This window comes from Streptomyces sp. NPDC058664 (assembly GCF_042716635.1).
Classification (GTDB): Bacteria; Actinomycetota; Actinomycetes; order Streptomycetales; family Streptomycetaceae; genus Streptomyces.
Genome location: NZ_JBHXRW010000012.1, coordinates 93,334 through 113,374, shown reverse-complemented (window position 1 = coordinate 113,374; position 20,041 = coordinate 93,334). Strand labels below are relative to the sequence as shown.

Annotated in this window: 19 protein-coding genes; 9 read left to right on the top strand and 10 right to left on the bottom strand. The window is 72.3% G+C overall.

Annotated features, from left to right (window positions below; genetic code table 11):
• Positions 1 to 69 precede the first annotated feature (69 nt).
• Positions 70 to 531, bottom strand: coding sequence for a hypothetical protein (locus tag ACFWUY_RS12875; protein WP_384106415.1), 462 nt, complete (start codon positions 529 to 531; stop codon positions 70 to 72).
• Positions 532 to 565: 34 nt separating this feature from the next.
• Between ACFWUY_RS12875 and ACFWUY_RS12870 the strand changes: the two genes are divergently transcribed.
• Positions 566 to 862: a hypothetical protein gene (locus ACFWUY_RS12870; RefSeq protein ID WP_384106412.1), complete on the top strand. Its 297-nt coding sequence runs from the start codon at positions 566 to 568 to the stop codon at positions 860 to 862.
• Between the two features lie 114 nt (positions 863 to 976).
• Here the strand turns inward: ACFWUY_RS12870 and ACFWUY_RS12865 are convergent, their stop codons facing one another.
• The gene (locus ACFWUY_RS12865) at positions 977 to 2,620 is read right to left on the bottom strand and encodes a protein kinase (RefSeq protein ID WP_384106409.1); all 1,644 of its coding nucleotides are present in this window, start codon (positions 2,618 to 2,620) and stop codon (positions 977 to 979) included.
• 275 nt (positions 2,621 to 2,895) lie between these two features.
• Between ACFWUY_RS12865 and ACFWUY_RS12860 the strand changes: the two genes are divergently transcribed.
• Positions 2,896 to 4,536 carry a protein kinase gene (locus tag ACFWUY_RS12860; RefSeq protein WP_384106406.1) on the top strand — a complete coding sequence of 547 codons (1,641 nt, stop codon included), beginning with the start codon at positions 2,896 to 2,898 and terminating at the stop codon, positions 4,534 to 4,536.
• A 104-nt stretch (positions 4,537 to 4,640) separates the two neighbouring features.
• Here ACFWUY_RS12860 and ACFWUY_RS12855 read toward each other — a convergent pair whose 3' ends face one another.
• The 3 genes from ACFWUY_RS12855 to ACFWUY_RS12845 all read right to left on the bottom strand — a co-directional run bounded on the left by ACFWUY_RS12855 (position 4,641) and on the right by ACFWUY_RS12845 (position 7,039).
• Positions 4,641 to 5,708 (bottom strand): phosphotransferase, encoded by a 1,068-nt coding sequence (locus ACFWUY_RS12855; RefSeq protein ID WP_384106549.1) that lies wholly within the window; start codon positions 5,706 to 5,708, stop codon positions 4,641 to 4,643.
• Between the two features lie 99 nt (positions 5,709 to 5,807).
• Positions 5,808 to 6,260: a pyridoxamine 5'-phosphate oxidase family protein gene (locus tag ACFWUY_RS12850; protein ID WP_384106403.1), complete on the bottom strand. Its 453-nt coding sequence runs from the start codon at positions 6,258 to 6,260 to the stop codon at positions 5,808 to 5,810.
• A gap of 119 nt (positions 6,261 to 6,379) precedes the next feature.
• Positions 6,380 to 7,039, bottom strand: coding sequence for a response regulator (locus tag ACFWUY_RS12845; protein ID WP_384106400.1), 660 nt, complete (start codon positions 7,037 to 7,039; stop codon positions 6,380 to 6,382).
• Between the two features lie 342 nt (positions 7,040 to 7,381).
• Here ACFWUY_RS12845 and pdhA point away from each other — a divergent pair, with 342 nt between their 5' ends.
• From pdhA to ACFWUY_RS12820, 5 genes are all read left to right on the top strand, one after another.
• Positions 7,382 to 8,575, top strand: coding sequence for a pyruvate dehydrogenase (acetyl-transferring) E1 component subunit alpha (pdhA, locus tag ACFWUY_RS12840; RefSeq protein ID WP_384106397.1), 1,194 nt, complete (start codon positions 7,382 to 7,384; stop codon positions 8,573 to 8,575).
• A 2-nt stretch (positions 8,576 to 8,577) separates the two neighbouring features.
• Positions 8,578 to 9,558, top strand: a complete 981-nt coding sequence (locus ACFWUY_RS12835; RefSeq protein WP_384106394.1) for an alpha-ketoacid dehydrogenase subunit beta — start codon at positions 8,578 to 8,580, stop codon at positions 9,556 to 9,558.
• Between the two features lie 31 nt (positions 9,559 to 9,589).
• A complete protein-coding gene (locus tag ACFWUY_RS12830; protein ID WP_384106544.1) occupies positions 9,590 to 11,041 on the top strand; it encodes a dihydrolipoamide acetyltransferase family protein in 1,452 nt (483 codons plus the stop codon).
• A gap of 152 nt (positions 11,042 to 11,193) precedes the next feature.
• Positions 11,194 to 11,859 (top strand): GntR family transcriptional regulator, encoded by a 666-nt coding sequence (locus ACFWUY_RS12825; protein ID WP_384106392.1) that lies wholly within the window; start codon positions 11,194 to 11,196, stop codon positions 11,857 to 11,859.
• Positions 11,856 to 13,265, top strand: coding sequence for a nitrate/nitrite transporter (locus ACFWUY_RS12820; protein WP_384106389.1), 1,410 nt, complete (start codon positions 11,856 to 11,858; stop codon positions 13,263 to 13,265). Before ACFWUY_RS12825 ends, ACFWUY_RS12820 begins: the two co-directional genes overlap by 4 nt.
• Before the next feature lie 6 nt (positions 13,266 to 13,271).
• Here ACFWUY_RS12820 and ACFWUY_RS12815 read toward each other — a convergent pair whose 3' ends face one another.
• Positions 13,272 to 14,099, bottom strand: coding sequence for a maleylpyruvate isomerase family mycothiol-dependent enzyme (locus tag ACFWUY_RS12815; RefSeq protein WP_384106386.1), 828 nt, complete (start codon positions 14,097 to 14,099; stop codon positions 13,272 to 13,274).
• Between the two features lie 156 nt (positions 14,100 to 14,255).
• On the opposite strand from ACFWUY_RS12815, the gene ACFWUY_RS12810 reads away from it, so the two are divergent.
• Positions 14,256 to 15,062, top strand: a complete 807-nt coding sequence (locus ACFWUY_RS12810; protein ID WP_384106383.1) for a carbon-nitrogen family hydrolase — start codon at positions 14,256 to 14,258, stop codon at positions 15,060 to 15,062.
• Positions 15,063 to 15,288: 226 nt separating this feature from the next.
• Here ACFWUY_RS12810 and ACFWUY_RS12805 read toward each other — a convergent pair whose 3' ends face one another.
• From ACFWUY_RS12805 to ACFWUY_RS12795, 3 genes are all read right to left on the bottom strand, one after another.
• Positions 15,289 to 15,897, bottom strand: a complete 609-nt coding sequence (locus ACFWUY_RS12805; RefSeq protein ID WP_384106380.1) for a hypothetical protein — start codon at positions 15,895 to 15,897, stop codon at positions 15,289 to 15,291.
• Positions 15,898 to 15,953: 56 nt separating this feature from the next.
• Positions 15,954 to 16,286, bottom strand: coding sequence for a hypothetical protein (locus tag ACFWUY_RS12800; protein ID WP_384106377.1), 333 nt, complete (start codon positions 16,284 to 16,286; stop codon positions 15,954 to 15,956).
• A gap of 326 nt (positions 16,287 to 16,612) precedes the next feature.
• Entirely contained in the window at positions 16,613 to 18,073 is a 1,461-nt protein-coding gene (locus ACFWUY_RS12795) for a PLP-dependent aminotransferase family protein (RefSeq protein ID WP_384106374.1), read from the bottom strand.
• Between the two features lie 63 nt (positions 18,074 to 18,136).
• Between ACFWUY_RS12795 and ACFWUY_RS12790 the strand changes: the two genes are divergently transcribed.
• Positions 18,137 to 19,432, top strand: coding sequence for a trans-sulfuration enzyme family protein (locus ACFWUY_RS12790; RefSeq protein ID WP_384106371.1), 1,296 nt, complete (start codon positions 18,137 to 18,139; stop codon positions 19,430 to 19,432).
• A 22-nt stretch (positions 19,433 to 19,454) separates the two neighbouring features.
• Here the strand turns inward: ACFWUY_RS12790 and ACFWUY_RS12785 are convergent, their stop codons facing one another.
• Positions 19,455 to 19,946, bottom strand: coding sequence for an LURP-one-related/scramblase family protein (locus tag ACFWUY_RS12785; protein WP_384106368.1), 492 nt, complete (start codon positions 19,944 to 19,946; stop codon positions 19,455 to 19,457).
• Between the last annotated feature and the right edge of the window lie 95 nt (positions 19,947 to 20,041).

Genomic DNA, 20,041 nt, shown 5'->3' with positions numbered 1-20,041 from the left:
AGGCGGACAACCGTCCTGAGGCGGAAGCGGGGGGTCCGCCTCAAGGGGGACCCGGGCCTGGCGGAAGGCTCAGCGACGGCGCATCCGTAGCCCGAGGAAACCGATCCCGAGCCCCATCAGGGCCAGGCCCACCCCCAGGGTCATCACGGGAATCCGCTGGTCGACGAGGGTGGGAGCGGCCTCGGCCGCTCCGTGCGGCGCGGCGGCCGGCCGACTGGCCCGCGGCACCTCCGTCACGACCGGGTCCTCCTCACGTACCGCTTCGGCCTGCTCCTCGTCGGCCTCGGGGGTACGCGGGTCTGTTGCCGTTTCGGTACGGGAGTCGTCCGGGGAGGCCTCCGTGGGGCTGGGCGCCGGGGGCCGTCCGGGCCGGGTCCGTCCCTCACCGGCCGGCCGGCCCGCGAGGGAGGCGGAGCCGCTGGGGGCGGGTGCGTCGGTGGGCTCGGCGCTCGACGCGGCGGGCGCGGGCGCCCCGGTGCCGGTCGGGGCGGGCGCCGGGGGCGGTGGCGTACCGGAGCCACCGGTCCGCACCGGGGAGGCGGACGCGGAGGGGTAACGGGAAGGGGTGACGGTCGCTGACGGCGCACCGGAAGAAGGGGGCGAGGAAGAGGGCGCAGGGGGTGCGGAGGGCGAGGGGGGCGACGAGGAGGGCGAGGGCGTCGCGGGGGTGGTGGTACCGCCGATCGTGGGCGGCGGGGCCGTGCCGCTCACCGAGGTGCCGGGTGCCTCCGCCCCGTACGCCAGGCCCTGCCCGTACCCGAGGGGCGCGGCGTACAAGGTGCATGTGCAGGCGAACACGCAGGTGAGCGCGGGGCCGAGAGCCCGCGCCCGTGCCCTGCGGAGTGCTGGAGTCACCGGGTGACCCCCTCCCGTACCGAGCCGCCGAGATGGTCGACTCAGCGTCACATGTCGGGAGAATTCCGGCATCCGGGACGGGGTCGGTAGGCGTAACGAAGCGCCGGAGGGGGCGTCAGGACTACTGCGGCGGGTTGCCCGTCGAGATCTTGAGGGTGAACTCGGCGTCCCCGGCCGTGATGTCCTCGCCGGCCGGCGGGTACTGCTCCAGGACGGTGCCCTCGCCGTACGTCGCCTCGTCCACCGGGGTCTGGGTCATGATCTTCCACCCGGCCGCCCGGACGCAGTCCTTCACCGACTGGATGTTCTTGTACGTGAAGTTCGGGACCTCGAACTTCTCGGGGTCGTCGTTCGACTCGGTCGGCTGGGTGCACTTCTTCGGGTCGATGGTCTTGGTCAGGTCGGGGCCCTTGTGGCCGGGGGCCGCCGTCTGGCCCTGCTCCGTGCCCGTGGTGCCGCCGGTGCCGCCCGCCTGCGGGTCGTCCTCCTTCTGGTTGAACACCACGAGCGCGCCGCCGATCGCGAGCAGGGCGACGACGATCGCGCCCACGAGCATCGGCATGTTCCGCCGGGAGCCGCCGCCCGCCCGGGCGGGCGCGGGCGTGTGCGCCGGGGCGTACGACGCGGGTGCGGGCGCCTGCTGGTACGCCGCGGGCCCGGGGGCCGGGGTCTGGTACGCCGGCGCGGGCGTCGGAGCCTGCTGCGGGTAGCCGTACGACGGGGCGGGCGCGGGGGTCGCCGGGCCGTACGGTCCCGGCTGGTAGGGCTGCTGCACCCCGTGCGGAGTCGGCGGCGGGGTCTGGCCGACGGGCGGGAAGACCGCCGAGCCGACGCCCGCGCCGCTGCTGACCGGACCGCCCTGGACGATCACCGGGGCGCCGGTCTGACCGGCCGAGAGCACCCGCAGGCACTCGTCACGCATCGCCGCCGCGCTCGGGAACCGCTCGTTCGGGTTCTTTCGCAGCGCGCGGGCCACGAGGGCGTCCATGGCCGGCGTCACCGCCCGGTTCACGGTGGACGGGGCGACCGGCTCCTCCTGCACGTGCGCGTACGCGATGGCCAGCGCGGAGTCGGCGTCGAAGGGAAGCCGGCCCGTAAGGAGCTGGAAGAGCATGATGCCGACCGAGTAGAGGTCGGAGCGGGCGTCCACCGGGCGGCCGAGCGCCTGCTCGGGGGAGAGGTACTGCGGGGTGCCGACGACCATGCCGGTCTGCGTCATCGACGTGACCCCGGACTGCATGGCCCGCGCGATGCCGAAGTCCATGACCTTGACCACACCGCGCTTGGTCGTCATCACGTTGCCCGGCTTGATGTCGCGGTGGACCAGGCCCATCTCGTGACTGACCTCGAGGGCGGCGAGCACGTCGGCCGTGACCTTCAGCGCCTTGTCGGCCGGCATCGCGCCGTACTGCCGGATGTCCGAGGCGAGGACCGAGCCGAGCGGCTGCCCCTCCACGTACTCCATGACGATGTACGGCATGACGGAGCCGTCGAGGGTGTCCTCGCCGGTGTCGAAGACCGAGACGATGTTGGTGTGCGAGAGCTTCGCGACCGCCTGGGCCTCGCGCCGGAAGCGCTCGCGGAACGACTGCTCCCGGCCGAGCTCGGTGTGCAGCGTCTTGATGGCGACCTGCCGGTCGAGGGCGCTGTCGTAGGCCAGGTACACCGACGCCATGCCGCCCTCGCCGAGAAGGTCGCGCAGCTGGTACCGGCCGCCCGCGACCGAACCGCCCGCATAGCGGCCCTGTGCGCCGTCCTGGCTCATCTGTGCTTCCCCCTACGCGCGCGTGGCGGCGTTGATCCGGAATTTCCTGGCCAAGTCTGCCCGAGGGCAGTGACACGTCAAGCCGGGTGCCCGTTCCGTGACCCTCCGCACAGGAACCTTCTCCGAAGCGTTTCCTGAGCGGCGGAGGAAACCCGCCGAATTTGCACAGGTGTACGTGGGCGGGGTTGGATGGCCGGTCCATCTCGGACCGTGGTGTCGTACGGAGCCTGTAGCGTGACGACTGGACACGGCACGACAGACGACGGCGAGGACTGATGGCACCCGAATCCGGATCAGGTGGCGGTGTGCCGGACGCGTCGGCGGAGTCCTGGGGCGTCGGCGGAGTCGTCGGCGACGGGCGCTACCGCCTGACCCACCGACTGGGCCGCGGCGGCATGGCGGAGGTGTTCGCCGCCGAGGACGTACGGCTCGGCCGCACCGTCGCCGTGAAGCTGCTGCGCGCCGACCTCGCCGAGGACCCGGTCTCCAAGGCCCGCTTCACCCGCGAGGCGCAGTCCGTCGCCGGGCTCAACCACCACGCCATCGTCGCCGTGTACGACTCCGGCGAGGACCTCGTGGCCGGCCGGCCCGTGCCGTACATCGTGATGGAGCTGGTCGAGGGCCGCACCATCCGCGAGCTGCTGCTCAGCGCCGAGGCCCCCGGGCCCGAGCAGGCCCTGATCATCGTCTCCGGAGTCCTGGAGGCGCTGGCCTACTCGCACCAGCACGGCATCGTGCACCGCGACATCAAGCCGGCGAACGTGATCATCACCCACGGCGGCGCCGTCAAGGTCATGGACTTCGGCATCGCCCGTGCCCTGCACGGCGCGCAGTCGACGATGACCCAGACCGGCATGGTCATGGGCACCCCGCAGTACCTCTCCCCCGAGCAGGCGCTCGGCAAGGCCGTCGACCACCGCTCCGACCTGTACGCGACGGGCTGCCTCCTCTACGAACTCCTCGCGCTGCGGCCCCCCTTCACCGGCGAGACCCCGCTGTCCGTCGTGTACCAGCACGTCCAGGACGTGCCGGTCCCGCCGTCCGACGTCACGCACTCCGTGCCGCCGGAGCTCGACGGCCTGGTGATGCGCTCGCTCGCGAAGGACCCGGACGACCGGTTCCAGAGCGCCGAGGAGATGCGCGGCCTCATTCAGTACGGGCTGCAGATGCTCCAGCAGCAGGGCGGTCACACCGGCACCTGGAACACCGGACCGGTCGAGGCGCACGACGGCGGGTACACCCCGGTCGGCGGCATGGCCGCGACGACCGCCATGGGTCACCCGGCGCACGGCGAGACCTCGCAGGGACCGATCCTTCCGCCGGTCAACCCGGAGGACGGCGGGTACGGCGGCTACGACGCGGGCACGGTCGGCACCGGCGGTTACGGCCAGGACGGGGCCTACGGCCCGCAGGGCGGCGGCAGTGGCGGCCGCGGCAAGATGTGGCTGTTCGCGGCGCTCGCGCTGATCGCGGTCGTCGCCGGTGTCGTCTTCGCCCTCGACCAGACGGGCAAGAAGGGCGGGGAGACGGGCGTCATCACGCCGACCGTCAGCAAGTCCCCGTCGACGGTCTCCGAGGAGCCCACCCCCTCGCAGGAGACCACCGAGGAGCAGACGCAGGACCCGGGCACGTCCGGTGGCGGCCAGAGCCAGGCCCCCTGGCCGCCGGAGACGACGTACGTGCCGCCGGACCCCACCACCGAGCCGTCGACCCAGGAACCCACGGAGCCGACGACCACCGCGCCCACCGAGACCACGGGCACGCCGACGGAGCCGACGGGCGAGCCGACCGGCGGTGAGACGACGGGCGGCGGCGAGCCCACCGGCGGTGAGACGACGGGCGGCGGCGAGCCCACCGGCGGCAACAACGGCAACACCGGCACGACGCCGCCGGTCGTCGACCCCCAGGTCGGCTGACGCGTCGGGCGACCGTCTCCGGCGTCCGTGCCCGGCGCTCACGCCCGGCGACCGTCCCCGGCGTCCGTGCCCGGCGGCTCCGTCCTCCGGGCGGCGCCGGCCGCTCAGCCGGTGAACGCGTCGCGCACCGACGCGTACTCACGGGTCCACCAGACCGCCAGGGCCGACACCGCGGGAAACTGCGGGTCGGCCCTTCGGTCGTGCAGCTGGTAGCGCCAGCGCAGGGTCCAGAAGTCGTTCAGCCGCTCCCACCACACCCGGTGCGCCGCCGCCGCCAGCTCGGCGCGGTCGGCACCCGTCGCCCGGCGGTACGCGCGCGCGTACGCCCGCACCTTGTCCAGGGCCAGCTCGCCCCCGGGCCGTACGAAGAAGATGGCGGCGGCCCTGACCGCCTCCTCGGCCCTGGGGCGGACCCCGAGCCGGTCCCAGTCGACGATCGCGGCGGGTTCCGCGCCCCGGTAGAGCAGGTTCAGCGGGTGGAAGTCGCCGTGCACCCAGCCCGCGGCGGCGGCGGGCGGCGGGCGGTGGTGGGCGTGCTGGGCGAGCAGCCGGCGCCGCTCCCTGAGCCGGTGCTCGGCGAGTGCGTCGAAGCTGTCGTGGGGGCGGTGCGCGCGGGCGAGGCGGATCAGTTCGTCGATGGCCCGGAAGGTGTCCTGGAGGTCGGCGCTCGCGCGGACGCCGTCGTCGGCGCCCTCGGGCGTCCCGTCGGGCCCCGGGGGCTCCATCACCCGGTCCAGGGCGGTGTGGACCTGCCCGAGCAGCGTGCCGAGGCGCCGGGAGCAGCCGGTGGAGAGCTGGGCGCCGTCGCGGTGGCGGCCGTCGACCCAGGGGTGCAGGGCGTAGCAGTGGCCGCCGATGACGGCGACCGTACGGCCGGTGGCGTCGGGCAGCGGCGGGGCGACGGGCAGGCCGAGGGCGTGCAGCCGCTGGGTGGCTCGGTGCTGACGGGCGATGGTGGCACGGTCGGCGGTGGGGGCGTCCAGGTGCTGCTTGAGGAAGTAGGTGCCGCGGGTGGTGGAGAGCCGGAAACCCCGGTTGAGCAGCCCCTCGGCGACGGGCACGCAGGCCAGCGGCTCGCCGGCGTGCCGGTGGCGGCGCAGCAGCGCGCCGACGGGTGGGGCGGGCGCGACGCCGTGCGGACCGGGAGAGACACCACCCCGCCGGGCGGGCACGGCGGTGGGTCGGGTGTTCTCGGGGCGGTGGGTGGCGGCCGGTGGGGCGGTCGGCCGGGTGAGCGGTTCAGATGAGCGCGGCACCCGCCAGATGTTAGATCACGCTACGTGGCGGAGGTGTCGCCCCGTGGAGTGGGCGGCGGGCCGGGGCATCGGCCTCTCACTCGCGTAGTCGAGCGCGTGCACCGTCACGAACTGCGGTTCGATCCGCATGTGGACGGCCGCGAAGGCCTCGCCGTCCACCAGCTCCGGCTCGGGCCCGAAGGCGGCGAGCTCCTCCTCGGTCGGTTCGACGATCTCGGCCGTGCCGGTGAACTGCACGGACCAGAGGTTCTCGGACCCGGAGTTGAAGTTGTCCGCGCCGTACGCGACGACACTGCCGTTGCAGGCGCGGTGGTAGTCGAGCCCCCGGTGCATCCGGAGCAGGACACGGCCGTCGACCACGATGTGCCGGGCGGGGGCGACGAACGGCATCGCCCGCATGTTCGTCGCCACCCGGCCGTACGACACGCGGTTGAGCAGCTCGATGGCGCGGATCTCGTCGGTGGACATGGAATCCACTCTCCGTCACCGGCACCGTGCCGGAAAAGGGACCCCTGCCCCGCTTCCGCCGGGACGTAGGTCCCGAGGTCCCGGGAACGCCTCAGCGGCGCTCTCCGGCCCCAAGCCCCTCAGTGGCGCTCCGCCTGGAGCCGTGCCACGTACGCCGCGGCCTGCGAGCGCCGCTCCATGCCCAGCTTCGACAGCAGGCTGGAGACGTAGTTCTTGATGGTCTTCTCCGCGAGGTGCAGCCGCTCGCCGATGACCCGGTTGGTGAGGCCCTCGCCGATCAGGTCCAGGATCCTGCGCTCCTGCTCCGTCAGATTGGCGAGCTTGTCGTCACCCTTCGGGTTGTTGCCGTCGCGCAGCCGCTCCAGGACACGGGCGGTCGCCACCGGGTCGAGCAGCGACTTGCCGGCCGCCACGTCCCGTACGGCGCTCAGCAGTTCGTTGCCCCGGATGGCCTTGAGGACGTAACCCGAGGCCCCGGCCATGATCGCGTCGAACAGCGCCTCGTCGTCCGCGTACGAGGTGAGCATCAGGCATTTGACGTCCTCGTCCCGCGAACGGATCTCGCGGCACACCTCGACCCCGCTGCCGTCCGGCAGCCGGACGTCGAGCACCGCGACGTCGGGACGGGTCGCGGGGATCCTGACCAGCGCGTCCGCCGCCGTCCCGGCCTCGCCGACCACCTCGATGTCGTCCTCCACGGAGAGCAGCTCGTGGACGCCGCGCCGGACCACTTCATGGTCGTCCAGCAGAAATACCCGGATTTTTCCTTCTTCGCGCACGCGGTCAGTCTCACATATTGGCTCTTCCCGTGCCCGGGGTGCGCGGGATAACGTGCCGGATGTTCCGGCGGCCCTCTCGGCCGTTGCCGACGCGCTGACCAGCCGCTGTTCCCACTTTTCTCGATTTACTTGGAAATCCAAGCAAAATCGCAGGTCAAGTGGGGTTTCGCAGGAATGGCACGCTGTGGGTAACGTGCCTATGACAGGGCGCTCGCCGGGGCACCTGTCACGCCCGACCCCGGCCGCGTCGCACCCACCCCGTGCGAAGGGTACGGATAAGGCGGAGAGCCGCACTGGCCTTCCCGGCGAACCCGGAGGCCGGACCGACGGAGGAGCACGCACGTGACCGTGGAGAGCACTGCCGCGCGCAAGACGACGCGACGCAGCAGCGGCACCAAGCGCACCGCAAGCGCCAGCACGAGCACCACCAAGAAGACCAGCGCGCGCGCCGGGGCGGAAGCCACGGAGCCCGAGCTCGTCCAGCTGCTGACGCCCGAGGGAGAGCGCGTCCAGCACCCCGACTACGACATCGACCTGAGCGCCGAGGAGCTGCGCGGTCTCTACCGCGACATGGTGCTCACCCGTCGCTTCGACGCCGAGGCCACCTCGCTGCAGCGTCAGGGCGAGCTGGGCCTGTGGGCGTCGCTGCTCGGCCAGGAGGCGGCCCAGATCGGTTCGGGCCGTGCCCTGCGGGACGACGACTACGTCTTTCCCACCTATCGCGAGCACGGTGTCGCGTGGGTCCGTGGCGTCGATCCGACGAATCTGCTGGGAATGTTCCGTGGTGTGAACCACGGTGGCTGGGATCCCAACAGCAACAATTTCCATCTGTACACGATCGTTCTCGGTTCGCAGACCCTGCACGCCACCGGCTATGCCATGGGTATCGCCAAGGACGGCGCGGATTCCGCCGTGCTCGCGTACTTCGGTGACGGCGCCTCCAGCCAGGGTGACGTCAACGAGTCGTTCGTCTTCTCCGCGGTCTACAACGCCCCCGTCGTGTTCTTCTGCCAGAACAACCAGTGGGCCATTTCCGAGCCCATCGAGAAGCAGACGCGCGTCCCGCTCTACCAGCGGGCCAGTGGCTTCGGATTCCCCGGTGTCCGTGTCGACGGCAACGACGTCCTGGCCTGTCTGGCCGTGACCCGTTCGGCCCTCGAGCGTGCCCGCCGCGGCGAGGGCCCGACCCTCGTCGAGGCGTTCACCTACCGCATGGGCGCCCACACCACCTCCGACGACCCGACGCGCTACCGCCGTGACGCGGAGCGCGCGGAGTGGGAGGCCAAGGACCCGATCCTGCGTCTGAAGACGTACCTGGAGAACGAGGGCCACGCCGACGCGGCCTTCTTCGAGGAGCTGGAGGCGGAGAGCGAGGCGCTCGGCAAGAGCGTCCGCGAGGCCGTCCGCGCCATGCCCGTACCGGAGCACATGGCGATCTTCGACCACACGTACGCGGACGGGCACGCGCTCGTCGACGAGGAGCGCGCGCAGTTCGCCGCCTACCAGGCGTCCTTCGCGGCCGGAGAGGGCGAGTAACCATGGCTGTTCAGAATCTTCCTCTCGCGAAGGCGCTCAACGAGTCGCTGCGCAAGGCCCTGGAGACCGACCCCAAGGTCGTCATCATGGGCCTGGACGTCGGCAAGCTCGGCGGCGTCTTCCGGATCACCGACGGCCTGCAGAAGGACTTCGGCGAGGACCGGGTCGTCGACACCCCGCTCGCCGAGTCCGGCATCGTCGGCACCGCGATCGGCCTCGCCCTGCGCGGCTACCGGCCGGTCGTGGAGATCCAGTTCGACGGCTTCGTCTTCCCGGCGTACGACCAGATCGTCACCCAGCTGGCGAAGATGCGGGCCCGTTCGCTCGGCACGGTGAAGATGCCGGTCGTCATCCGCATCCCGTACGGCGGCGGCATCGGTGCGGTCGAGCACCACTCCGAGTCCCCCGAGTCGCTCTTCGCGCACGTCGCGGGCCTCAAGGTCGTCACCCCGGCGAACTCCTCCGACGCCTACTGGATGCTCCAGCAGGCGATCCAGAGCGACGACCCGGTCATCTTCTTCGAGCCCAAGCGCCGCTACTGGGACAAGGGAGAGGTCGACACCGAGGCCTTCCCCGGCGAGCTGCACAGGGCCCGTGTCGCCCGCGAGGGCACGGACCTCACCCTCGCCGCCTACGGCCCGATGGTGAAGACCTGCCTGGAGGCGGCCGCCGTCGCCGCCGAGGAGGGCAAGTCGGTCGAGGTCGTGGACCTGCGCTCCATCTCACCGCTCGACTTCGACACCATCCAGGCCTCGGTCGAGAAGACCCGCCGCCTGGTCGTGGTCCACGAGGCGCCCGTCTTCTTCGGCTCCGGCGCGGAGATCGCCGCCCGGATCACCGAGCGCTGCTTCTACCACCTGGAGGCCCCCGTCCTGCGGGTCGGCGGCTACCACGCGCCGTATCCGCCGGCGCGCCTGGAGGAGGAGTACCTGCCGGGTCTCGATCGCGTGCTCGACGCCGTCGACCGCTCGCTGGCGTACTGAGGAGAGCACCGTGACGATCCACGAATTCAAGATGCCCGACGTGGGCGAGGGCCTGACCGAGGCCGAGATCCTCAAGTGGTACGTCCAGCCCGGTGACACGGTCACCGACGGGCAGGTCGTGTGCGAGGTGGAGACGGCCAAGGCCGCGGTCGAGCTGCCGATCCCCTTCGACGGCACCGTCCACGAGCTGTGCTTCCCCGAGGGGACGACGGTCGACGTCGGCCAGGTCATCATCTCGGTGAACGTCGGCGGCGGGGCGGCGCCCGAGGCTCCGGCGGCCGAGGCCGCTCCGGCAGCCGCCGCACCCGCGCCCGCGCCGGTCGAGGGGGAGGAGGAGCCGAAGGGCCGCCAGCCCGTCCTCGTCGGCTACGGCGTGGCCGCCAGCTCCACCAAGCGCCGTGCGCGCAAGGCGCCGACGGGCACGGCCCCGGCCGCCGCCGCCCCCGTGGCACCCGCCCCGGTGGCACCCGCCCCCGCGGCACCCGTCGCCGTCTCCGTACCGGAGCAGCTCAACGGGCACGCGCCGGCCGCCGCCAGGCCGCTCGCCAAGCCGCCGGTCCGGAAGCTCGCGAAGGACCTCGGCGTCGATCTGGCGACGGTCACCCCGACCGGCCCGGACGGGGTCATCACCCGTGAGGACGTCCACGCGGCGGCCGCTCCGGCGCCCGCGCCGGCCGTCGAGGCTCCGGCCCCGACGCCCGTGGCGGCCCCGGCCCAGGCTGCGGCGCCCGCACAGGCCGCGGCACCCGCGCCCGTCGCGCAGACCTTCGGGTCGACCGACGCCCGGGAGACCCGTGTGCCCGTCAAGGGCGTACGGAAGGCCACGGCGGCGGCGATGGTCGGTTCGGCCTTCACCGCCCCGCACGTCACCGAGTTCGTGACCTTCGACATCACGCGCACGATGAAGCTGGTCGAGGAACTCAAGGCCGACAAGGACATGGCGGGCCTGCGGGTCAACCCGCTGCTCCTCATCGCCAAGGCCGTCCTGGTCGCGGTCAAGCGCAACCCGGAGATCAACGCGGCCTGGGACGAAGCGGCGCAGGAGATCGTCCTCAAGCACTACGTGAACCTGGGCATCGCCGCGGCCACCCCGCGCGGTCTGCTCGTGCCGAACATCAAGGACGCGCACGCGCAGACCCTGCCCGAGCTCTCGGCGTCCCTGAGTGAGCTGATCTCCACCGCCCGCGAGGGGAAGACGACCCCGGCGGCGATGCAGGGCGGCACCTTCACCATCACCAATGTCGGCGTCTTCGGCGTCGACACCGGTACGCCCATCCTCAACCCCGGCGAGTCCGCGATCCTCGCGGTCGGTGCGATCAAGCTCCAGCCGTGGGTCCACAAGGGCAAGGTGAAGCCGCGTCAGGTCACCACGCTGGCCCTCTCCTTCGACCACCGACTGGTCGACGGCGAGCTCGGCTCCAAGTTCCTGGCGGACGTCGCCGCGATCCTGGAGCAGCCGAAGCGCCTGATCACCTGGGCGTAGTGCTCACGTTCGTCTGTTTCACGTGAAACGTCCGGCGGTGGCCGAGGCCACCGCCGGACGTTTCTTGTCGGATGCGACTTCCGGCTCCGGTAAGGAGTCCAGGATCCGGACGAGGCTGTCTGTTGCACCTCTGTTGTATCTATTCTGTGCGCATGCCGTCCGCCCCAGCCCCGCAGCCCACGAAGCGGCCCCCTGCCGCCGACCGTGTCTACGCGCACGTCAAGCAGGCCGTACTCGACCGGCGCTACGAGGGAGGCACCCTCCTCACCGAGGGTGAACTCGCCCTCGCCGTCGGGGTGTCGCGGACACCCGTCCGCGAGGCGCTGCTCAAGCTGGAGATGGAAGGGCTGCTCAGGCTCTACCCGAAGAAGGGCGCCCTCGTCCTCGCCGTCTCCGCCCAGGAGATCGCCGATGTCGTCGAGACCCGGCTGCTCGTCGAGGAGTTCGCCGTCCGCCGGGCCGTGCCCGCGCCCGCCTCGCTCGTCGAGCGGCTCGAAGAGCTCCTGGAGGAGCAGCAGCGCCGCGCCGAGGCCGGTGACCTCGCCGAAGTCGCCGTCACCGACCGCTGCTTCCACGCCGAGATCGTCAGCCACGCCGGCAACCAGATCCTCTCCCGCCTCTACGACCAGCTCCGCGACCGCCAGCTGCGCATGGGCGTCGCCGTGATGCAGTCCCATCCCGAGCGCGTCGCCAAGAACATCACCGAGCACGCCGAGATCCTCGACCGGATCAAGGCCGGTGACGCGGAGGGCGCCGCGCACTGCGTCCGCCAGCACCTCAGCTGGGTCAAGGTCCTGGTCAGGGGCGAGGACCGGTGAGCGGCGACGACCGGAAGGACCGTGAGAGCCGGAAGGACCGTGACGACCGGAAGGGCCGTGACAGCCGGAAGGCGCGTGACAGGAGAAACGGCAGCGGCCGGAGCGGCCACGGATCCGCCGCCACCCTCCCCGGCGACCCGCCCGGCGGCCGCCGCGCCGCCCTCGTCTGGGGCGTCGGCGTCGCCGTCTACTTCGTCGCCGTCATCTTCCGTACGTCCCTCGGTGTCGCCGGACTCGACGCCGCCGCGCGCTTCGACGTCAACGCCTCCGCGCTCTCCACCTTCTCCATCCTCCAGCTGCTCGTCTACGCGGGCATGCAGATACCCGTCGGCCTCATGGTCGACCGGCTCGGCACGAAGAAGGTCCTCGTCCTCGGCGTCGTCCTGTTCACCCTCGGACAGCTGGGCTTCGCGCTCTCCCCCACGTACGGCACGGCGCTCGCCTCCCGCGCCCTCCTCGGGTGCGGCGACGCCATGACCTTCATCAGCGTCCTGCGGCTCGGCAGCCGCTGGTTCCCGGCCCGCCGCGGCCCGCTCATCGGCCAGGTCGCCGCCCTCTTCGGCATGGCCGGCAACCTGGTCTCCACCGTCTTCATCGCCCGCTCCCTGCAGGGCCTCGGCTGGACGACCACCTTCGTCGGCAGCTCCCTCGCGGGCGTCCTCGTCCTCGTCCTGCTGCTGCTCTTCCTCAAGGACCACCCCGAGGGACACCAGCCCCAGCCGGCCACCCACGCGGGCGCCGCCTACGTCCGCCGCCAGATCGCCGCGTCCTGGCGGGAGCCGGGCACCCGGCTCGGCCTGTGGGTGCACTTCACCACCCAGTTCCCCGCGATGGTCTTCCTGCTGCTCTGGGGACTGCCCTACCTCGTCGAGGCGCAGGGCCTCTCCCGGTCGGCCGCCGGGGGTCTGCTCACCCTGGTCGTCCTCTCGAACATGGTCGTCGGCCTCGCGTACGGGCAGATCATCGCCCGCCACCACGCGGCCCGCGCCCCGCTCGCCCTCGGCACGGTCGCCGCGACCGCCCTGCTGTGGGCGAGCACCCTCGCGTACCCCGGCGACCACGCGCCGATGTGGCTGCTCGTCACCCTCTGCCTGGTCCTCGGCGCCTGTGGACCGGCCTCGATGATCGGCTTCGACTTCGCCCGCCCGGCGAACCCGCCGGAGCGCCAGGGCACCGCGTCCGGCATCGTCAACATGGGCGGCTTCGTGGCCTCGATGACGACGCTGCTCGCCGTGGGCGTGCTGCTCGACGCGACCGGTGACAACTACCGGATCGCGTTCTCGTCCGTCTTCGTCCTGGAGGCCCTCGGCGTCGTCCAGATCCTGCGCCTCAAGGCCCGCACCCACCGCAGGGAACGGGAACGGCTCGTCGCCAGCCGGGTGGAGGCCGTCCACGTCCCCGTATAGCGGGTGCTAGCGGGGCGTCACCGCGAAGTTGTCGAGGATCGCCCGCGCCAGCTGCTCGTCGCCCTCCACCTTGACCCGGTCGGCCACGTCGGCCGGCCGGACCCGGCCGCAGGCGAGGCGCACATACGTCTCCCAGTCCGTCGCGAGCGTCACCGCGGGGCCCAGCGAGGGCGCGCCGTCGACCGAACCCCGGCCCTCCGCGTCGACCCGCACCGTCCGCAGGAACTCCACCGGGCCGCTCACGTCCACGACCACCGCCGAGGAGGCGGGCGCCCCCGCGTCCTTGGCGACCACCTTCGGCAGCGCTTCGAGCAGCACGTCCCGCGTCACGTGCGCGCCCGCCGAGTCCAGGTTGCCCGGCACGCCGAGCGCGACCCGCAGGTCCTGCTCGTGCACCCACACGTCGAAGGCGCGCATCCGGTACGCCAGTTCCAGGGACTGCTCGGCGCCGAGGGGCGCGCGGATCAGGTGCTCGGGGGAGCGGTTCTCGTTGCGGAGCTGACGGGCCCGGCGGATGAGGATGTACTCCAGCTCCGAGGTCATCTCCGGCGCGGTGTGGTGCCGCCGCACATCGACCTGGACCTCCATGTAGCGCGCGAAGTCACTGCGTACGTGGTACAGGTCGCGCGGCAGGGAGTGGATCGGCCGCGGATCGCCGAGCATCTCCGTCTCCATGCCGATCACATGGGAGACGATGTCCCGTACCGACCAGCCGATGCACGGTGTCGGCCGGTTCCACTCGCCCTCCACGAGCGGCTGCACCAGCTCGGCTATCGCCTCGATGGAGTGGGTCCAGGCGTCGGCGTAGTTCTGGAGGCTGGGATGGACGGTCACGGGACCCCTCGGCGGTTCTTCGGTGCGCGGGCTGAATAACACGACTGGGTGGGAGGCTCGGACGCTAAGTTACGCTGCCCGAAGGCACCCCGGCAGTGCTTTCGTGTGACGATCGTAGGCCGGTGTTGACGGCTCGAATGCCAGGACGGTGGTAGTGTGCGCGCCTCGCTGATCCAGATCGCGGTAGACCAGGACGAACCGGTCGACGCCCGGCGCACCCGCGTGGCGCGTCTCGTACGGGAGGAATCCGACCGCGCCGACCTCGTCGTCCTGCCGGAACTGTGGCCCATGGGGGCCTTCGCGTACGAGTCCTTCGCCGCCGAGGCCGAGCCGCTGAACGGCCCCACCCACCGGGCGATGGCCGCGGCGGCCCGCGACGCCGGGGTCTGGCTGCACGCCGGCTCCTTCGTCGAGGCGGAGGGCGGCGCCCTCTACAACACCTCGCTCGTCCTCTCCCCCGACGGCGAACTCGCCGCCTCCTACCGCAAGATCCACCGCTTCGGCTTCGACAAGGGCGAGGCGGTGATGATGGCGGCCGGCGAGGACCTGGTCACCGTCGACCTGCCGCACCTGACCGTCGGCGTCGGCACCTGCTACGACCTGCGCTTCCCCGAACTCTTCCGCGGGCTCGTCGACGCCGGAGCCCAGGCGTTCGTCGTCCCGGCCGGCTGGCCCGCCCGCCGCCGCGCCCACTGGACCCTCCTCGCCCAGGCACGCGCCGTCGAGAACCAGGCGTACGTCCTCGCCTGCGGCACGGCGGGCACCCACGCGGGCGTGGAGCAGGCCGGCCACTCGATCGTCGTCGACCCCTGGGGCGAGGTGCTGGCGGAGGCGGGCCCGGACGAGGAGATCCTCCGGGTCGACCTCGACCCGGCGAAGGTCACCACGACCCGCGAACAGTTCCCGGCCCTGAAGGACCGGGCGCTCGGAGTCGCGACGCCGAGGCGGATCCGAGCGCAGTGACCGGATTGGCGTTGACCGGACCGGATCGACGCTGAGCGGACCGGCGCCGGCCGGACCGGACCGGCGCTGAGCGGGAGGGCCGCCCGCCGCCCGCCCGCCTCCAGAGAGACGATCACGGACGGCTGCGCGAGGGTCCGCATCAGGGGCGGCAGGAGCGCGGACGGCTCCCCGGCCCCGTTCGTGAGCCCGCGGTCCCGCAGCCGCGCCTCGGCGGGCGCCATGGACTTCAGTACTGGGACTCGGTCCAGAAGTGGGTGGCGCGGGAGAGGCCCGCCTTCACCGCACCGACCCGCGTCAGGACGGAGCGGTCGACGCCCGCGAAGATCAGTGCGAGGGCCAGGTCCCCGCCCTCGGCGCGCCCGGCGGCCTGGACGGAGAGCCTGCGGTTCTTGCCGCGCCCGGACTCGCGGACGGTGATCGTGACCCCGGGGTCCTCGTCGTCGGCCCGGCGGGTCAGGACGTAACCGTTCTTGTCGAGGGCCGCGAGCCGGTAGTGGTCGCCCGCGTACCGCATCGTCAGGGCGCGCTGTTCGAGGGTGGCGCCGAAACGGTTCCGGTCGACGTACACCGTCCGGTCGCCGACCCGCAGCGTGGACCGGTTCAGGGTCGGCAGCTTGAGCCCCTCGGCGTGCATCCCGCGCGACTCGTACGAGGTGGTCGGGAGCACCCCGCCGCGCACCTCCGAGACGATCGACTCGGGCGAGGTCCGGGTCAGGGGACAGGTCAGGACGATCTCGCCGAACTCCGGCGAGACCCCCTTCCAGCCGGCGCGGTAGTCGTGCCGGTTCCCCTCCTTCCACGCCTGGAGGTCGAACGGGGTGATGCTGGTGTGCATGAACGGATTCCTTCACGGTCACGGGCGCGGCCACGGTAACGGCCACTGCCACGGGCTCAGTCGAACGGGTTCAGCGCACTGCCCAGTTTCTTCGCGCCGTCCGCGATCCCGGGCCCCACGTCGGAGGCCTTGTCACCGATCCAGTCGCCGGCCTCCTCGATGCCCTTCCTGATGGCCTCGTGGTTGTCCCAGACCAGCGCGCTGGCGTAGGCGACGCCCGTACCGACGGCGAGCCCGGGGGTGACCGGGTTCGGGGCCACGGTCAGCGCCGTCATCGAGGCGCTGAACGCCGTCCCGGTGAGGTCCGAGGCGAACTTCGCCGGATCAGCCTTGACCATGTACGTGTCGTACGTGGCGAGGTCGGCCACGCCGTACGCGGTGGCCGCCACGCCGCCGACGGCACCCGCGCCGCGGATCCAGCTCGTTCTCGATGGTGTTTGCCGCGGCTTTTTTCTTTGCTGGTGCGGTGGCGAGACCGGACGCACCGCCCGAAGGCCGCCGCCACCTCCGCCGCTGCCGTCGAGCTGGTTCAGCCGCGTACCGACCGGGTCTTGTGCCGTCGTGCCGGACCGTATCCCGGCCCAGTCCTCGTCAAAGCCCATGCCGCTGCGCCCCCATGAATGAATGATCATCACTTTGCAGGCGCGCCGTATGTTTCCGTGGTGAAGCGTGCGACGCAAGGTGAGCTCTCCCGTACCCGCCCAGACGTACCCGCTCAGAGCGTGATGCCCCGCAGGGACGCCCGCTCCGGTTCCGGGCCCGGCGTGTACTCCGCCCAGGCCGCCGCCAGCCTGCGCACCGCCTCCGTGAGCTCCTCCGGCGGCAGCAGGAAGTGCAGGCGCAGGTGCCGCACGCTGCCGCCGAGGGCGTCGGCCGTCGCGCCCGGTAGGACCGCCACCCCGTGCCGGAGGGCGAGCTGGGCGAAGGAAACGCCGTCGCCGTGGGGCAGCCGCACCCAGAGGGTCTGGCCACCGGCCGCCGGGGCGCAGGACCAGGACGGGAGCAGCCGCGCCAGCTCGGCGCGGAGGTGGGCGTGGCCCGCGCGGAGGCCGCGCAGCCGGGCGTCGAGCACGGGCGCGAAGCCGTCGAGGAGCCGGGTCGCGACCAGTTGGGACGGCATGTCACAGCCCAGATCGTGCAGGGCCTTCAGCCGGGCGAGCCGGGCGACCAGGGGCGCGGGCCCGCGCACCCAGCCGATGCGCAGCCCGCCCCACACGACCTTGCTCAGCGAACCGACCGCGATCACCCCGCCGTAGCCGTACGAGGAGAGCGACGGCGCCGGCGGTGACGCGGTGTCGAACGCCAGGTCCGCGAGGACCTCGTCGTCCACGAGCGGCACCCCGAGGGCGCTCGCCGCCTCCACGAGCCGGCGCCCGGCCAGCGGCGGGAGCACCGCCCCCGTCGGGTTCTGGAACCGGGCCACGACATATGCCAGCGCCGGACGGTGACGCTCCATCACCCGCACCGCCTCCGCCACGTCGATCCCGTCCGGACCCACCGCCACCGGCAGCGGTACGGCGGCCGCCTCCCGGAACAGGTCGAGCGCCCCCGGATACGTCGGCGCCTCCACGAGCACCCCGTCCCCCGGCGCGAGCAGCAGCCGGGCGAGCAGCGAAAGCCCCTGCTGCGCACCGGTGGTGACCAGGATCTGCTCCGGACCGGTCGGTACCCCCCGCGCCGCGTACCGCGCCGCCACCGCCGTCCGCAGCGCCTCCAGGCCGGCCGGGTGGTAGCCGAGGTCCCCGTCGGGCAGGACGAGCGAGCGGTACGCCTCCGCCAGCTCGGCCGACGGCTGCGTCGGAGCCGCGCAGCTCAGCAGGATCACGTCGTCCGGCGCCTCCAGGAGGTGCAGGAACAGCGGGTTCGACGTCTCCTTCACCCGGGGCGCCTCCGGAGCGAGCGCCGCCCGCGCGACTCGCGTCCCGCTGCCCTGCCGCCGTACGAGCCGCCCCTCCTGGCGCAGCGTGTCGTACGCGGAGACCACCGTCGTACGGCCCACGGCCAGGGCCTTCGCGAGCCGCCGGTCCGGCGGCAGGAGCGTGTCCGGCGGCAGCGCGGCCTCGTCGATCAGACGGCGCAGCCGGGCCGCGAGCAGCAGGTACAGCGGTCCGCGCCCGGCCGACCAGCGGCCGAGCCGGGCGACCAGGTCGTCGAGGGACGCGTCGATTGGCTCCATTGCCGGACCAATCTGCCGGGATTGGCACTGGGAAGGCAAACGGCGGGTCCACAGACTGAATTCATGACCCACGCCGACGACTCCGCAGCCGCGTCTCCTTCCCCCGCGTCCTCCTCCCCCGCGTCCCCTGCCTCCCCGTCCTCTGCCTCCCCTTCCCCTCGCGCGGAGACGATCCGTGCGGAGGCGGTGCGTCCCGAGACCCTCGCCGTCCACCCGCCGCACGTCGAGATCACGGGCAGCAGGCCCCTCGGCGTCCCCCTCCACCAGGGCCACGTCTTCGCCTTCGACTCCGCCGACGCCCTCGCCACCGCCTTCACCACCGCGGACGCCTTCCTCTACAGTCGCCTCGGCAATCCCACCGTCCGCACCCTGGAGGACGCCGTCGCCCGCCTCGAAGGCGGCGCCGCCGGCCTCTCCTTCGCCTCCGGCATGGGCGCCGTCAACGCCGTCCTCCTCGGCCTGCTCTCCAGCGGCGACCACGTGATCGCCCAGAGCTGCCTGTACGGCGGGACGTACGCGGTCCTCACCGACCTCGCCACCCGCTGGGGCGTCGACGTCACCTACGTCTCCGGCACCGACCCGGAGGAGGTACGGGCGGCCCTGCGCCCCGAGACCCGGCTCCTCTACCTGGAGACCATCGCCAACCCGACCACCCGCGTCTCCGACCTGCCCGCGCTCGCCGCCGTCGCCGCCGAGGCCGGAGTGCCCGTCGCCGTCGACAACACCTTCGCCTCACCGCTCCTCTGCCGCCCTCTCGACCACGGCGCCGACATCGTCGTCCACTCCGCCACCAAGTACCTGGCCGGGCACGCGGACGTGCTCGGCGGTGTCGCCGTCTTCAAGGACACCGAGCTGTACGGCAGGATCCGCCACCACGCCGTCGAACAGGGCGCGTCCACCGACCCGTTCGCCGCCTGGCTCACCCTGCGCGGCATGCAGACCCTGTCCCTGCGCATGGAGCGCCAGTGCGCGAGCGCCGCCGACCTCGCGGCCCGGCTCGCCGCGCACCCCGCCGTCGAGGCCGTACGCCACCCGGCGCTCGCGAACCACCCGGACCGGGAGATCGCCGAACGACTGCTGCCCGGCGGGGGCGGCGGGGTGATCTCGGTCGACCTCGCGGGCGGCCGGGAGGCCGGCCGCACCTTCGTCGAGGCGGTACGGCTCGCCTCCCTCAGCGTCTCCCTCGGCGATGTGAAGACCCTGGTGATGCACCCGGCCTCCACCTCCCACCACCAGCTCGACGCGGAGGCCCTGACGGCGGCGGGGATCGGTCCCGGCACGGTCAGGATCTCGGTCGGCATCGAACACGTCGAGGACCTGTGGACGGATCTGGAACAGGCCCTCCAGAAGGCCCTCTAGCCCTCTCGCTCTCCAGGCCCCCCTAGTCCTCCCGCTCCCGCTCGGCCATGCGGATCACGCACACCGCCACGGCGACGAGCAGGGCGGCGTCCGCGTCCTCGCGGACCACGTTCACCGCGTACGTCTCGCGGACGTGGAACCACTGCCGGGAGATGTGGGCCAGGAGTTCGCCCTCGTACTCGACGGTGAACTCCCGGTCCAGGATCCGGCCGCTGACGTCCAGCTCGGTGCCCTCGACGAGCGTCACCCGGTAGTGGTTGCGCAGCAGCGAGAGCCGTCTTCGGCGGACGGTCGCGAGCGGCCGCTCGTCGCGCTCGATGGTCATGGCGTCCCGCAGGCTGAACATCTTCTGCCGCAGTGTGATCAGGACCTGCCCGTCGGGGTCCTTCAGCTCCAGGGTGTCGCGCAGCCGCAGCGCCTTTCCGTCGACGAGGAAGGCGTGGCGGCCCTGCTCGTCCTCGATCCAGTAGTCGTCACCGATCGCGAAGATCTTGTCCCGTACGAGATATTTCACGGTGGTATGCCTGCCCGGTGCGGACGCCTTCTCACCTGAAGTCGCCCCTGAAGCCCCCCTGAAGTCTTCCCCGAAGCACCCTGAGACCCCCTGGG

Coding starts and splice junctions, on each gene's coding strand:
- ACFWUY_RS12850 (WP_384106403.1), bottom strand. CDS start 6,260: ATGTCCACCGACGAGATCCGCGCCATCGAGCTGCTCAACCGCGTGTCG.
- ACFWUY_RS12865 (WP_384106409.1), bottom strand. CDS start 2,620: ATGAGCCAGGACGGCGCACAGGGCCGCTATGCGGGCGGTTCGGTCGCG.
- ACFWUY_RS12825 (WP_384106392.1), top strand. CDS start 11,194: ATGCCGTCCGCCCCAGCCCCGCAGCCCACGAAGCGGCCCCCTGCCGCC.
- ACFWUY_RS12835 (WP_384106394.1), top strand. CDS start 8,578: ATGGCTGTTCAGAATCTTCCTCTCGCGAAGGCGCTCAACGAGTCGCTG.
- ACFWUY_RS12790 (WP_384106371.1), top strand. CDS start 18,137: ATGACCCACGCCGACGACTCCGCAGCCGCGTCTCCTTCCCCCGCGTCC.
- ACFWUY_RS12805 (WP_384106380.1), bottom strand. CDS start 15,897: ATGCACACCAGCATCACCCCGTTCGACCTCCAGGCGTGGAAGGAGGGG.
- ACFWUY_RS12860 (WP_384106406.1), top strand. CDS start 2,896: ATGGCACCCGAATCCGGATCAGGTGGCGGTGTGCCGGACGCGTCGGCG.
- ACFWUY_RS12795 (WP_384106374.1), bottom strand. CDS start 18,073: ATGGAGCCAATCGACGCGTCCCTCGACGACCTGGTCGCCCGGCTCGGC.
- ACFWUY_RS12830 (WP_384106544.1), top strand. CDS start 9,590: ATGCCCGACGTGGGCGAGGGCCTGACCGAGGCCGAGATCCTCAAGTGG.